The sequence below is a fragment of the Spirillospora sp. CA-142024 genome, from assembly GCF_050942325.1.
GTDB lineage: Bacteria > Actinomycetota > Actinomycetes > Streptosporangiales > Streptosporangiaceae > Spirillospora.
Genome location: NZ_CP192077.1, coordinates 4,966,351 through 4,980,190 on the forward strand (window position 1 = coordinate 4,966,351; position 13,840 = coordinate 4,980,190).

Consider the following 13,840-nt stretch of genomic DNA (forward strand, 5'->3'; position numbering starts at 1 on the left):
GCCGCTACTCGGCGCCGAGCGGCTCGGTCTCCCGGTCCTCGTCGCGCTGGCGGGAGAACTGCGTGCGGTACAGCTCGGCGTACAGACCGCCCTCCAGCAGCAGCTCCTCGTGCCGGCCGCGTTCGGCGACGCGGCCGCCCTCGATCACCAGGATCTGGTCGGCCTCCCGGATCGTCGACAGCCGGTGCGCGATCACCAGGGACGTCCGCCCGGCGAGGGCGGTCCGCAGCGCCCGCTGGACGGCCGCCTCGGACTCGGAGTCCAGGTGGGCGGTCGCCTCGTCCAGGACGACCACCGACGGCGCCTTCAGCAGCAGCCGGGCGATCGCGAGCCGCTGCTTCTCGCCGCCCGACAGCCGGTAGCCGCGGTCGCCGACGACCGTGTCCAGGCCAGCGGGCATGTCGGCGACGAGGTCGCCGATGTGCGCGGCCTCCAGCGCCGCCAGGATCTCCTCGTCGGAGGCGTCGGGGCTGGCGTAGCGCATGTTCTCGCGGATCGAGTCGTGGAAAAGGTGCGCGTCCTGGCTGACGACGCCGATCTCGGCGCGCAGCGATTCGAGCGTGACGTCGCGGACGTCGGCGCCGCCGATCCGGACCGCGCCACCGGACACGTCGTACAGCCGCGACACCAGGTGCGTGATCGTCGACTTGCCCGCGCCGGACGGGCCCACGAGCGCGACGAGCTGGCCCGGGCGGGCGGTGAAGTCGACGTCGTGCAGGACCTCCCTGCCGGGCGCGTTGTCGGTGCGCGCGATCGACTCCAGCGAGGCCAGCGACACCTCCTCCGCCGACGGGTAGGCGAACCGGACGTGGTCGAACTCGACCGACGGGGCCTTCGACAGCGCGGGCCCGGCGCCGTTCCCGGACGGCGTCCGGGCCTCGGCCAGCCGCCGGGCGTCCTCGCGGTCGCGGATCAGCGGCTTGAGGTCCAGCACCTCGAAGACGCGGTCGAAGCTGACGAGCGCGGTCATCACGTCCACGTGGACGTTGGACAGCGCGGTCAGCGGCCCGTACATCCGGGTCAGCAGGGTGGCGAGCGCGACGAGCGTGCCGAGCTGGAAGGTGCCGTCCACGACCAGGTAGCCGCCGACGCCGTAGACCATGGCGGTGGCGAGCGCGGCGACCAGCGTCAGCGCGGTGAAGAAGACGCGCCCGTACATGGCGGCGACGACCCCGATGTCACGGACGCGGGCGGCGCGGCCGGAGAAGTTCTCCTCCTCCTCGGCGGGGCGCCCGTACAGCTTGGCGAGCATCGCGCCGGCGACGTTGAACCGCTCTGTCATGAGCGAGCCCATCTCGGCGTCCAGCACCATCTGCTCGCGGCTCACCCGCTGCAGCCGCCTGCCGACCCACTTGGCCGGCAGGACGAAGATCGGGAGCAGCAGCAGCGCGATCAGCGTGACCTGCCAGGACAGGATCAGCATCGTGACCAGCACCAGGATCAGGCTGATCACGTTGGACACCACCGACGACAGGGTGGTGGTGAGGGCGCGCTGCGCGCCGATGACGTCGTTGTTGAGGCGGCTGACGAGCGAGCCCGTCTGCGCCCGCATGAAGAACGCGACCGGCTGCCGCTGGACGTGCGCGAACACCTGGCTGCGCAGGTCGTAGATGAGCCCTTCCCCGATGCGGGCCGAGTACCAGCGCTGCACGAGGCCGAGCACGGCCTCCACCAGGGCGAGCCCCGCGACGGCGGCGGCGAACCAGATGACGATGTTCTGCCGGCCCGGCACGATGCCCTGGTCGATGATCCCCTTCAGCAGCAGCGGGTTGGCGACGACGATCAGCGCGGACAGCGAGTTCAGCGCCAGGAACAGCACCAGCTCGCGGACGTAGGGACGGGCGTAGCCCGCGATCCGCCCCACGGTGCCGGGCTTGAGCTTCTGCCGGGTGACGGAGCTGTCCTTGCGGAACGAGGCCATCACCTGCCAGCCGCTGCCCGGCATTCCAGGCATTCCCACGAGCGCCTCCGAACGTCGACGTAATCAAGTAAGCATCTCAGTATCCGGCGGGGACAACGCGTCCCCGGCCGCCGGGCTTCCCGGCTCCGCTCACGGCGTAAACGCCTCTGGACAACCCGCCCGGCGGGTGTAACCGTGATCATCACCCCCAGGCTCACCTCCCCCAGGAGCCCCCATGAGAAGACGCCGCACGCGCGGCGCCGGCGTGATCACCCTCACCGCCGCGCTCGTCGCCACCACCGCACTGCCCGCGGCCGCGGCCGGGCCCACGAGGCCCGAACCCGGCTCACCCGGCGCTCACCGGGTCACGGTGAGGAACGGCGAGACGCAGCCGGTGTTCTCCCGCGCCGACGCCGTCACCCAGACCGTGAACATCGAGACGACGGCCGACAGCGACCGCGACGGCGTGCGGGACCGCGTGCAGATGCGGATCATGCGCCCCAAGGAGACCGGCACCACCGGGCTCAAGGTGCCGACGATCCTGGAGCCCAGCCCGTACTGGGCCGGCATCAAGGACGTCCCGAACCATCCGGTCGACATCGGCGACGCCCGGGCCCGGTCGCTGACCAGCACGAAGCGGAACCTCGCCGAGATCTTCCCCGGCTACTACGACAATTACTTCCTGCCGCGCGGGTACGCCGTCGCCGACCTCGACAGCATCGGGACGGGCGGCTCGACCGGCTGCCCGACCTCCGGCGACCGCAGCGAGCAGGCGGGCGCCAGGGCGGCGGTGGACTGGCTGAACGGCCGCGTCCGCGGCTGGGCGCCGGACGGCACGCCGGTGAAGGCGACCTGGTCCACCGGGAACGTCGGCATGATCGGCCAGTCCTACGACGGGACGCTGCCGAACATGGCCGCCGGCACCGGCGTGGAGGGCCTGAAGGCCATCGTCCCGATCGCCGGGATCTCCAGCTGGTACGACTACTACCGCGCGGGCGGCGGCGTGGTCGCGCCCGGCGGTTTCCAGGGCGAGGACCTGGACGTCCTGGCGAAGGCGGTGCTGACCCGGAAGGACCCGGAGGTCTGCGCGAAGGTCATCGACGGCATCGAGGCGGCCCAGGACCGCGAGACCGGCGACTACTCCAAGGTGTGGGCCGACCGCGACTACGTCGGCCAGGCGCGGAGGGTGCGCGCCGCCGTCATGGTCGTGCACGGGCTCAACGACTGGAACGTCAAGATCAAGAACTCGGTGCAGTGGTGGAACGCCCTCAAGGACGCGGGTGTGCCGCGCAAGCTGTGGCTGCACCAGGGCAACCACTCGACGCCGTTCCGCTGGCGGGTCGAGGAGTGGCTGCGGCAGACGCTGCACTGGTTCGACCGGTACCTGTACGGCATCCGCAACGGGATCGAGAAGGAGCCGCGGGTCGACGTCGAGCACGCCGACGGGACGTGGGAGACGGCGAAGGACTGGCCGGTCCCCGGCACCCGCACCGTCCCGCTCGGCCTGAACGCGGGCCCGTCCGGGCAGCCGGGCACCCTCGGTCTCCGGCCGCGGCACGGCGCGGCGCAGTCCTTCACCGACGCCGGAAGGACCCGCACCGCCGAGCAGCTCCTCGCCGACGAGGACCAGGCCGATCCGAACCGGCTCGCCTATCTGACGGAGCCGCTGCGCGAGCCCGTCCGGGTGGACGGCGTCCCGTCGGTGTCCCTGCGGGCCTCGCTCGACGGCCGGTCGCCGTACCTGACCGCGCTGCTGGTCGACTACGGCACCGACACCCGCCCGACGGGCGCCCGCGTCAACACCGGCCAGGAGGTCTGCTACGGCGAGAGCGTGCCCGCCGACTCCGGCTGCACGATCCGGCAGGCGCTCGCGACCGAGACCGCCCCCTACAAGATCATCACGCGGGGGTGGCTGGACGCGCGGAACCGGCACGACTTCAGCCGCACCGAACCGGTGGAGCCGGGCCGGACGTACGGGTTCCGGTGGAACCTCGAACCCGCCGACTACGTGGTGAAGGCCGGCCACCGGCTCGGTGTGATCCTGCTGTCGACCGACTACGACTACACGCTCCGCTACCCGGCCGGAACCGAGGTCACCGTGCAGCCGGGCGTCAGCAGGGTCATGCTGCCGCTGGCCCGCGGCGGCCGGGAGGCCCTCCGGTAGAACCGGCTCCGCCCGGGGCGAGGACCCCGCCCCGGGCGGGCGCCGGTCACGTGCCGAAGAGTTCGCGGAGACGGCCGATCTGCTCGCGGCGCTCGGCGGCGCACTGCTCGTCCAGGGTGTTGTCGGCGGCCTGCCACAGCAGCCGCTTGGTCGCCACCGCCGCACCGGGGTTCACCGCGAGCAGGGCGTCCACCAGGTCGCGGACGGCGCCGTCGAGGCCGTCACGCGGGACCACGGTCTCGGCGAGGCCGATCCGGGCCGCCTCGTCCGCGCCGACCGTGCGGGCGGTGAGGCACAGCTCCAGGGCGCGCCCGATGCCCACGACCTCCACGAGCGGCTTGGTGCCGGTCAGGTCCGGGACGAGCCCGAGCGCGGGCTCCTTCATGCAGAACTTCGCGTCGTCGGCGATCACGCGGATGTCGCAGGCCAGCGCGAGCTGGAAGCCGGCGCCGATGGCGTGGCCGTGCACGGACGCGACGGTGACGATGTCGGGGCGCCGGAGCCAGGTGTAGCCCTCCTGCAGCTCGGCGATGAAGCGGTCGGTGCCCTCGGCGTCGGCGCCGTCGGCGAAGCCCTCTCCGCCGCCGGAGAACATGCCGAGGTCGATCCCCGCGGAGAACGACGGGCCCGCGCCCCGCAGGACGACGACGCGCACGTCCGCGGGCAGGGAGCGCCCGATCTCGGCGAGCCCGCGCCAGGTCGTGAACGTCATGGCGTTGCGCCGCTCGGGCCGGTTCAGGGTGACCGTCGCGACCGCGCCGTCCACATCGAGCCGGAGGCCCGCCTGCTCAAGGCCGGGCCGGGCGGACTCCGCCGCAGGGCCCGTGGCCGTTTCCGGCCGTCCGGCCGCCGTCGCGTCCCCCATGGGTCTTCCTTTCGATGAGCGAACCGGGCCCGCCCCGCCGTCCACGGGGCGGGACCCGGAACCTGTCCGCCGCCGCGACCGAACCTTACTCGGCCGGTCGCGGCGCCGGGTCAGGCGGTGCGCTCATCCGGGGGCCGTTGTCCGTTCAGGACTTCTTGCCCCGGGTCGCGCCACCGCGACCGCGCAGGTTGACGCCGGACTCGGTCAGAATCCGGTGGATGAAACCGTACGAGCGGCCGGTGGCGGCTGCCAGGGCGCGGATGCTCTCGCCGGAGTCGTACCTCTTCTTGAGGTCCGCCGCGAGCTTGTCGCGCTCGGCACCGGTCACGCGGGTGCCCTTCTTAAGGGTCTCGGCCACGAGTACCTCCCGTAGTGATGTGGTGACCGCTGCGTTATCCCCCGCCATGATCAGTCATTCCCGCCGGTTCGGCTACCCACTCGGCCAGAAAAGATCTGCGGAAGTCACCGTGCAGGTCACGCGAGCGCCACCAGATCGGCAAACTCGTCACTCCAGATGTCTTCCACACCATCCGGGAGCAAAATCACTCTTTCCGGCGCCAGCGCGTCGACCGCGCCCTCGTCGTGGGTCACCAGGACGATGGCGCCGGCGAACGTCCGCAGCGCGCCGAGGATCTCCTCGCGGCTCGCCGGGTCGAGGTTGTTGGTGGGCTCGTCGAGCAGCAGCACGTTGGCGCTGGACACCACCAGCATCGCCAGTGCCAGCCGGGTCTTCTCGCCGCCGGACAGGACGCCCGCGGGCTTGTCGACGTCGTCGCCGGAGAACAGGAACGAGCCCAGGATCTTGCGGACCTCGACCGGCGCCATGCCGGGCGCGGCCGACTGCATGTTCTCCAGGACGGACCGCTCGACGTCCAGGGTCTCGTGCTCCTGGGCGTAGTAGCCGATCCGCAGGCCGTGACCGGCCACGACCGCCCCGGTGTCGGGCTTGTCGACGCCCGCCAGCAGGCGCAGCAGGGTCGTCTTCCCGGCGCCGTTGAGGCCGAGGATGACCACGCGGCTGCCCCGGTCGACGGCCAGGTCCACGTCGGTGAAAATCTCCAAAGATCCGTACGATTTCGACAAACCCTCCGCGGTGAGGGGGGTCTTGCCGCACGGGGCGGGGTCCGGGAAGCGGATCTTGGCGACCTTGTCGGCCTGCCGCTCGCCCTCGACGCCGGCGAGGAGCTGCCGCGCGCGCCGGTCCATCTGCTGGGCGGCCTTCGCCTTGGTGGCCTTCGCGCGCATCTTGTCGGCCTGCGACAGCAGCGCGGACGCCTGCCGGTGCGCGTTGGCGGACTCGCGCTTGCGGCGCCGCTCGTCGGTCTCCCGCTGGTCGAGGTACTTCTTCCAGCCGACGTTGTAGATGTCGACCACGCTGCGGTTGGCGTCCAGGTGGAACACCCGGTTGACCACCGCGTCCAGCAGCTCCACGTCGTGGCTGATCACGACGAGGCCGCCCTGGTGGCCCTTCAGGAAGTCGCGGAGCCAGACGATGGAGTCGGCGTCCAGGTGGTTGGTGGGCTCGTCCAGCAGCAGGGTGTCGGCGCCGGAGAACAGGATGCGGGCCAGCTCCACGCGGCGCCGCTGCCCGCCCGACAGCGTCCCGAGGGGCTGGGTCAGCACCCGGTCCGGCAGCCCGAGGCTGGAGGCGATCGAGGCGGCCTCGGCCTCCGCGCTGTAGCCGCCGAGCACGTGCAGCCGCTCCTCCAGCCGCCCGTAGCGGCGGACGGCCTTGTCCCGGTCGGGGCCCGCCGCGGTCGCCATCGCCTCCTCGGCGGCGCGCAGCTTGCGGATCACCTCGTCCAGCCCGCGGGCGGACAGGATCCGGTCGCGGGCCAGCTCCTCCAGGTCGACGCCGCGCGGGTCCTGCGGCAGGTAGCCGATGGTGCCGGACGACGTCACGGCGCCCTGCGCGGGCAGCGCCTCACCCGCCAGCACCTTGGTGAGGGTGGTCTTGCCGGCGCCGTTGCGCCCGACGAAGCCGACCCGGTCGCCGGGGTTGACCCGGAACGTGGCGGCCTCGATGAGCAGCCGGGGTCCGGCGCGCAGCTCGATGTCTTTCGCGATGATCACAGTGACAGGGCTCCCCTGACGGACGGCTCGATGGACAGGCGCACGAAACAGCGCGCCGCGGTCCTGGGACCGGGCGGCGCGCTGGGCGGCCTGTCAGTTCGGGAGCGGAACCATTCGATCAGTGTACGTGACCGTCGAGCGGAGCTCGTCCGTTGAATGGTGGCGGGTGGGGGCTGGAGGACGGTCCGCAGGCCGGTCCCGGCCACGCCGATGAGGCGGGAACGATGTGTGAACGCCCCGCTGGGGGCCAGGATGGGAAGTGGCGGGCGTGCGGCGGGACGACAGCGGGGCCACGGTCCCAGCACAAAGGAGTGTGAGTCGGATGACCCATGTCACGAGCAACGCGCCGGACGGGACGCCCAACTGGCTCGACATCGGCATCCCCGACCTCGAACGGGCGAAGACGTTCTACGGGACGCTCTTCGGCTGGCAGTACGAGGACACGGGGCCCGAGGGAGGCCACTACAACCTGTGCACCCTGCGCGGCGAGCCCGTCGCCGGGATGATGCGGAACCCCGAGGACCAGCCCGAGGTGTACTGGTGGAGCGTCTACTTCGCCGCGGACGACTGCGACGGGCTCGTCAAGCGCGTCACGGACGCGGGCGGCGAGGTCGTCGCCCCGGCCATGGACGTGATGGACCAGGGCCGCATGGCGATCGTCCGGGACCCGCAGGGCGCGCAGTTCGGCCTGTGGCAGGGCCGCACCCACCCCGGCTCGCGGATCGTCAACGACCCCGGCTCGTTCGTCTGGAACGAGCTGGTCACGCGGGACTCCGCGGCCGCAGGCGAGTTCTACAAGGCGGTGTTCGGCTACGAGCTGGAGCCGATCCCGGGCGGCATGGACTACACCGCGCTGAAGCGCGCGGAGGACGGCCGCTACATCGGCGGCATCCTCGGCGGCTCCGACATCGCCCTCGGCGGCGGTGACGGCCCGGTCTCGTCGTGGACGACGTACTTCTCCGTCGACGACGCCGACGAGGCGGTCCGCAGGGTCCGCGCCGGCGGCGGCACCGTCGACTCCGAGCCGCAGGACACCCCGTACGGGCGGTCGGCGTCCGTACGCGACCCGTTCGGCGTCCCGTTCCACGTGATGAAGCCGGCGCCCTCGCCGGAGTCGTGACCGGGTGACCCGGGGCCCGGAGCGGTCCGGGCCCCGGGGTCAGCCCTGGCGCTCGGCGGAGAGCCGCTGGGAGATCGTCGACTGGAGGCGCTGGAGGCCGGACGTGCCGACCAGCCCGATCTGGCCCTCCAGGTCGCGCAGCAGGACGTCCTCGTTCATAACGACCTCGGACGACTGCATCAGCACGGTTCCCTGGCCGGTGAAGTCGAACTGGTGCTCCTCGCCGGACGAGCCGCCGATCCCGAAGATCATCCGGGCGGCGCCGAACGCGCCGCGCATGTAGGAGTGGTCGTAGTGGTGACAGGGCGACGGGCAGTCGGCCCAGCCGAGCAGCGCCTGCGGGTCGATCCGGATCGGCGGCTCGACGAAGTGGACGGGCCCGTTGGACGCGGCGACGAACCGTCCCGTGCCGATCAGCGTCAGGAAGCCGGGGATGATCGACTGCTTGAGCTCCAGGCCGGGCTCGAACGCCAGCAGGTTCCCGGCCCGGACGGTGAGGTTGCCGTTCTCCAGGTCGAAGGAGTTGACGTCGAAGCCGCGGTCGGCGAGGACGAGCTTGCCCTGGCCTTCCGCGACGATCCAGTCCTGCGCGTACAGCGGCGAGTTGAAGGTGTGCGCGACGAGGGAGTCCAGCGGGCCCGCCGACAGCGCCTCGAACCTGATCTGCCCGTAGTAGGCGATCATCTTGCCCTTCTGCGCGAACCACTGCCCGTTGAGGTCGACGCTGAAGGCGTAGGGGTTGACGTTGTCGTTGGCCGGAAGCGTCGTGACGTTCCAGGTCTTCGTGCCGAACGTGCTCACGGGTCAGATCTTCCTCTCGCTGGCCTGGACGTAGACGACGCCGGAGCCGCTCAGTTCGAGCTGGAAGCCCTCGCCGGAGCCGCGTCCGATCAGGTCGCGCAGGCCCACCGCCGTGGTGAGCTTGTTCTGCACCTGCCCGCGGTGGGCGACGTACGCCTGCGGGTCGACGTGCACGGGACGCTGCGGGGTGATCGGCAGCTCCATCACGCCGCCGTGCGACAGCAGCGCGCACGAGCCGTGCCCGGTGAGCGTCGTGGTGAACAGCCCCTGCCCGGTGACCGCGCCGCGGACGATGCCGCGCACACCGCCCTGCTCGCCCATGAACATCGTCCCGACCTGGAGGGTCGCGTCGTGCACGAGCAGCCGGTCGGCCTCGGCGTACAGGGTGTCGGCGCCGTTCAGGTCGACGACGCTGACGTGCAGCCCGCCGTGGCCGAACATGACGCTGCCCTGGCCGGTCACGTGCATCATCGCGCTGCGCTCGCCGGCGACCGCGCGCCCGACGGCGCCGCCGATGCCCTGCCCCGCCGTGGTGGACGGGGCGAACGACACCGGGCCGGTGTAGCCGAGCATCGCGCCCCGCTTGCTGTAGACCTCCTGCCCCGGCCCGATCGGCACCTGGAGCAGCTTGGAGTTGATCGACTGGTAGCCGGGCATTCAGATCTCCAGAATTCCGCCGCGTTCGGCTGGCTGGACGTACACCAGCCCGTGCCCCTGGTACCGGAACTGCACGCTCTCCCCCGATCCCTGGCCGATCACCGTCCGCCAGTTGACGTCGGTGACCACGTCCTGCTGGAGCTGCCCGTGGTGGCAGACGTAGGCGTGCGGGTCGACGCACAGCGGCGCCTGCGGGGTCACCTCCAGCGCGATCGCGGGCCCCGCGGACAGGATGGCGACCGTCCCGTGCCCGTCCACCTTCGTGGTGGCGAGCCCCTGGCCGGTGCCCATGCCCCGCAGTCCGACGAAATGGACGCCCGTCTGCAGGTTCCCGTCGAGGGAGAGGAGGCTCTCCGACTCGACGAAGAGCGTGTCGCCGGTGAGCTGGACGAGGGTCACCTCCGTCGCCTCGCTCGCCAGGTAGACCGTCCCCTGCCCGGTGATCTCCATGAGGGTCATGCCCTCACCCGCGATCCTGCGTTTGAGGGCGCCGCGGAGGCCCTCGCCGCCCGTCATGCCCTGCCGCTTGAACGCCATCTGCCCCTCGTAGGCGACCATGGAGCCGTTCAGGGCCCTGATGGTCTCGCCGGCGAGGTCGACGGCGAGCATCTTCGAGCCGTTCAACCTAAATTGCGCCACGAAGCGAGAAGATACAGCCCGGCGCGTTGACGGTCCGCCGCACGCGCGGATCGGGAAGGATGAACCCATGTGGATCGCTCCCGAACGCCGCAGTCTCAGCCGGTGGGCCGTGCCAGGGCTCGTCCTGTGCGCCGGTGTGGTGGTCGGGGCCGTGCTGGCCGCCGACGGGCGGTCCGGGGCGGCCCTCGTCGCGCTCGCCGCACTGGCCGGATACGCGGCCTACCTCGCCTACCGGCGCAACGAGCCGGCGGTGCCGCTCAGTGAGGGCTTCGGGTCGGGCACCCGGGCCCGCGCCCATCTGCGGGCCGCCGCGATGACCGGTGACGTGCTGACCGTCGCGATCGTCGGCGGGCTCGTCGTCCAGACGCTGCGCGGCGCCGACTTCATCGCCTACGCGTGGCTGGCGGCCGTGGCCGGGGTGACGTACCTGCTGTCGGCGCTCGCCGCCGGACGCGGCCTGTGAGGGTGCGCCGGGGTGCTGCTCCCGGCCGGTGATCCGCGCCACGACCTGGGAGAACTCTGGGTTAACTTCTCCCCGCGGGGGTGGTTTCGCCAGAGTTCGGGCGCCATGATTCGCGTGTGTCCGCCACCGAGACCCTCGACGCGCTGCTTCCGGCCCGGGCCGTGTTCCATCCCGTGGTCGATCTCGGCACGGGCGCCGTCGTCGCCGTGGAGGCGCACGCCGGGCCGTCCCGGGGGCCGGTGCGGTTCGACCCCGCGTCCGAGGACGTGCGGCGCGCGGTCGAGGCGGCCCGCGCGGCCGCGGACCTCGGCACGCCGCTGCCCCTGCAGATCGGGCTGCGCGCCGAGACGCTGGCGGCCGGCGAGGATCTGCTGGGCGAGCTGCACCACGGGCTCGGCGAGACCGGCCGGCGCCCGCACGAGATCATCCTGTGCGTCACGGGCGGGTTCCCGCCCGCCCGGCGCCCGGCGCTGACCGCCGCGCTCTCGGCGCTGCGCCGCGCGGGCTACCTCGTCGGGCACGCCGGCCTGGGCTCCGCGCACGCGCCGCTCGACCTGCTGGTGGACGGCACTTCCTACCTGGTCAAGCTCGATCCCGAACTGGCCCGCGGCGCGCTCACCGAGCCGCGCCGGGCGGCGCTCGTGGCGAGTCTCGTCGAGCTGGCGCACCGGCTGGAGACGCACGTCCTGGCGCCAGGCATGGCGACGGGCGACCAGGTGATGCACATGCGCGAGTCCGGCGTACGGCTCGTCCAGGGGCCGGCCCTCGCGCCGCCGGAGTGGCGCCCGGGGATGCCGGTCAGCATCCCGGTCGCGGCGGAGCACGCCCCGCCGGCCCGGCCGGGCGCCGGGCTCGGGCCGCGGGTGTCGGAGTTCACCCTCCCGGCGGTGACGCTGCCGCACACGGCGACGGCCGACGAGGTGCTCACCGTGCTGAACGCGGAGACCGGCGCCACGAGCGTCGTCCTGGTGGACGACCGGCAGCGCCCGCTGCGCACCGTGGACCGGACGCGTTTCCTGCTCAAGCTCTCAGGCGCCTACGGGCACGCGCTGCACGCGCGCCGGCCCGCCGCGCGGCTGGCCGATCCGCCGCGTCCCGTGCCGCGGACCGTCCCGGCGATCGCCGCGCTGCGCGCCGCCGGGGCCGAGGACGAGCGGGTGTACGACGACCTGGTCGTGGTGGACGAGGTGGGCCGCTGCCTCGGCATCGTCCGCGTGGCCGACCTGATCCGGGCGATGTCGCGCTGAGATCGTCGCTGCGCGCCTAGACCGCCCCGGATGATCCTTTATGTGAATCAAGGCGGGAAAGCCCGCGTGCGGCCGTTTCCTGGGCGAGGATGGCCGCCTGGACGCGGCCGGTGAGCCCGAGCTTGCCGAGGATCCGGCTGACGTGCGTCTTGGTGGTCGTCTCCGCCATGTCGAGCCGCGCCGCGATCTGGCCGTTCGACAGGCCCTCCCCGAGGCAGGCGAACACCTCGCGTTCGCGCGGCGTCAGCTCGTCCAGCCCGGGTTTCTCCGCGGGCGCCGCCGGCCGGGACGCGAAGGCGCCGATGAGCCGCCGGGTGACCTTCGGCGCGATGATCCCCTCGCCCGCCGCGACCGTCCGCACCGCCTCCACCAGCTTGTCGGCGTCGACGTCCTTCAGCAGGAACCCGGCGGCGCCCGCCCGCAGCGCGCCGAACACGTACTCGTCCATGTCGAACGTCGTCAGAACCAGCACGTCGGTGAACGCCGCGATCTCCCGGGTGGCGCCGATGCCGTCCAGGCGGGGCATGCGGACGTCCATGAGCACCACGTCCGGGCGCAGCTCGCGGGCCAGCTCGACCGCCCGCGCCCCGTCGGCCGCCTCGCCGACCACCCGCACGTCCGGCGCCGAACCGAGGATCAGCACGAGCCCCGCCCGCACCGCCGCCTGGTCGTCGGCGACCAGCACCTCGATCATGCCGCCCCGTTCACGAGCTCGACGGGCAGTTCGGCGTGCACGCGCCACCGCCCGCCGTCGGGTCCCGCGGCGAACCTGCCGGCGAGCATCACGGCACGCTCCCGCATCCCGACGAGGCCGCTGCCGGTGCCGGGCAGCCGGGAGCCGTCCCGGCCGAGCGGGCTGAGCACGTCGATCACCACGTTCTTCCCGGCGTAGGCGACCCGGACGTCGGCGCGGCCAGGCCCGCCGTGCTTCAGCGCGTTGGTCAGCGACTCCTGGACGATCCGGTACGCGGCCAGCTCCACCGCCGCCGGCAGTTCGGGCGGCTCCCCGGTGACCTCCAGCCGGGCGGACAGGTCGGGCCGGCCGGTGTGCTCGACGAGCCGCCCCAGTTCGGCGAGCCGGGGCCGGGCGGCCGGGTCCGCGCCGTCGCCCTCCCGCAGCAGCCCGATCATGCGGCGCATCTCGGCCAGGCCCTGCACGCTGTTCTCCCGGATGACCTCCATGGCCCGGTTCACACCGTCCCGGTCGAGGTCCGGCACCTTCAGGACGGCCGAGGAGTGCAGCGCCACCGCGCTCAGATGGTTGGCGATCACGTCGTGCAGCTCGCGGGCCATCCGGGCGCGCTCGGCGGTCACCGCGGCGCGCCGGTCCATCTCCGCGAGCCGCGCGACCTGCTCGGCGCGCTGCCGCTCCGCCTCCGCCCGGGACCGGTGCTCCCGGACCGCCATCGCGGTCAGCACCGGCGCCACCCACACCACCCCGGCGACCGACCCGGCCACCACGCCGACGGCGACGCCGCGCAGCGCGATCCCGGCCCCGGCCGCCACCGCGAGGCTCCCCCCGACCGTCACCCCGAGCAGCCACTCCGCCGTGCGGCGCCGCCCGTACAGGCTCGCCGCGTACAGCGCGTCCCCGTAGATCATCGCGGTGGCGAGGCTCGGCCCGAACGCGACGTCGGCGAAGTTGAACGGCGCCGCCAGCAGCAGCCCGGTGATCGGGGCCGTCCGCCTCAGGAGCATCGCCGAGCACAGCCCGAACAGCGGAAAGAGACGAACCCAGAACGACGGGTCCCAGTCCTTCGACCACGTCGTGTAGCCGTGCGCCGCGAGCACCGCCAGTCCGCCGGCCAGCGACGCCGCGGCGATGAGCGCGTCCTGGCGCGTGGTGAGACGTCGGAGCCTGTGCACGGATCCATCTCAACATCCCCTCCGGCGTGCCTCGTCCACCGGGAT

At 72.6% G+C, this 13,840-nt stretch carries 13 protein-coding genes; 4 read left to right on the forward strand and 9 right to left on the reverse strand.

Features of this window, described 5'->3' with window-relative positions:
• Nucleotides 1-4: 4 nt before the first annotated feature.
• Complete coding sequence (locus tag ACQPZP_RS23955) at nt 5-1,954, reverse strand: ABC transporter ATP-binding protein (RefSeq protein ID WP_433479668.1); 1,950 nt, start codon at nt 1,952-1,954, stop codon at nt 5-7.
• 181 nt (nt 1,955-2,135) lie between these two features.
• Between ACQPZP_RS23955 and ACQPZP_RS23960 the strand changes: the two genes are divergently transcribed.
• Entirely contained in the window at nt 2,136-4,064 is a 1,929-nt protein-coding gene (locus tag ACQPZP_RS23960) for a Xaa-Pro dipeptidyl-peptidase (protein ID WP_433471964.1), read from the forward strand.
• 46 nt (nt 4,065-4,110) lie between these two features.
• Here the strand turns inward: ACQPZP_RS23960 and ACQPZP_RS23965 are convergent, their stop codons facing one another.
• The 3 genes from ACQPZP_RS23965 to abc-f form a co-directional block, all read right to left on the reverse strand.
• Nucleotides 4,111-4,929, reverse strand: coding sequence for an enoyl-CoA hydratase/isomerase family protein (locus ACQPZP_RS23965; protein ID WP_433471965.1), 819 nt, complete (start codon nt 4,927-4,929; stop codon nt 4,111-4,113).
• A gap of 145 nt (nt 4,930-5,074) precedes the next feature.
• On the reverse strand, nt 5,075-5,287 hold the full coding sequence (locus ACQPZP_RS23970; protein ID WP_021596738.1) for a helix-turn-helix domain-containing protein: 213 nt from the start codon (nt 5,285-5,287) through the stop codon (nt 5,075-5,077).
• Nucleotides 5,288-5,403: 116 nt separating this feature from the next.
• Nucleotides 5,404-7,002 carry a ribosomal protection-like ABC-F family protein gene (gene abc-f, locus ACQPZP_RS23975; RefSeq protein WP_433471966.1) on the reverse strand — a complete coding sequence of 533 codons (1,599 nt, stop codon included), beginning with the start codon at nt 7,000-7,002 and terminating at the stop codon, nt 5,404-5,406.
• Nucleotides 7,003-7,324: 322 nt separating this feature from the next.
• Between abc-f and ACQPZP_RS23980 the strand changes: the two genes are divergently transcribed.
• Nucleotides 7,325-8,122 carry a VOC family protein gene (locus ACQPZP_RS23980; RefSeq protein WP_433471967.1) on the forward strand — a complete coding sequence of 266 codons (798 nt, stop codon included), beginning with the start codon at nt 7,325-7,327 and terminating at the stop codon, nt 8,120-8,122.
• A 39-nt stretch (nt 8,123-8,161) separates the two neighbouring features.
• On the opposite strand, the gene ACQPZP_RS23985 is transcribed toward ACQPZP_RS23980, so the two are convergent.
• The 3 genes from ACQPZP_RS23985 to ACQPZP_RS23995 are packed head-to-tail and all read right to left on the reverse strand — an operon-like array spanning nt 8,162 to nt 10,219.
• A complete protein-coding gene (locus tag ACQPZP_RS23985; RefSeq protein WP_433471968.1) occupies nt 8,162-8,923 on the reverse strand; it encodes an AIM24 family protein in 762 nt (253 codons plus the stop codon).
• A gap of 3 nt (nt 8,924-8,926) precedes the next feature.
• Nucleotides 8,927-9,580: an AIM24 family protein gene (locus ACQPZP_RS23990; protein WP_433471969.1), complete on the reverse strand. Its 654-nt coding sequence runs from the start codon at nt 9,578-9,580 to the stop codon at nt 8,927-8,929.
• A complete protein-coding gene (locus ACQPZP_RS23995; protein ID WP_433471970.1) occupies nt 9,581-10,219 on the reverse strand; it encodes an AIM24 family protein in 639 nt (212 codons plus the stop codon).
• 67 nt (nt 10,220-10,286) lie between these two features.
• Between ACQPZP_RS23995 and ACQPZP_RS24000 the strand changes: the two genes are divergently transcribed.
• Nucleotides 10,287-10,682, forward strand: a complete 396-nt coding sequence (locus ACQPZP_RS24000; protein ID WP_433461517.1) for an ABC transporter permease — start codon at nt 10,287-10,289, stop codon at nt 10,680-10,682.
• Nucleotides 10,683-10,798: 116 nt separating this feature from the next.
• Nucleotides 10,799-11,929: an EAL domain-containing protein gene (locus tag ACQPZP_RS24005; RefSeq protein ID WP_433471971.1), complete on the forward strand. Its 1,131-nt coding sequence runs from the start codon at nt 10,799-10,801 to the stop codon at nt 11,927-11,929.
• Between the two features lie 16 nt (nt 11,930-11,945).
• On the opposite strand, the gene ACQPZP_RS24010 is transcribed toward ACQPZP_RS24005, so the two are convergent.
• A complete protein-coding gene (locus ACQPZP_RS24010; RefSeq protein WP_433471972.1) occupies nt 11,946-12,623 on the reverse strand; it encodes a response regulator in 678 nt (225 codons plus the stop codon).
• Nucleotides 12,620-13,795, reverse strand: coding sequence for a sensor histidine kinase (locus tag ACQPZP_RS24015; RefSeq protein WP_433471973.1), 1,176 nt, complete (start codon nt 13,793-13,795; stop codon nt 12,620-12,622). Before ACQPZP_RS24015 ends, ACQPZP_RS24010 begins: the two co-directional genes overlap by 4 nt.
• Nucleotides 13,796-13,840 lie beyond the last annotated feature (45 nt).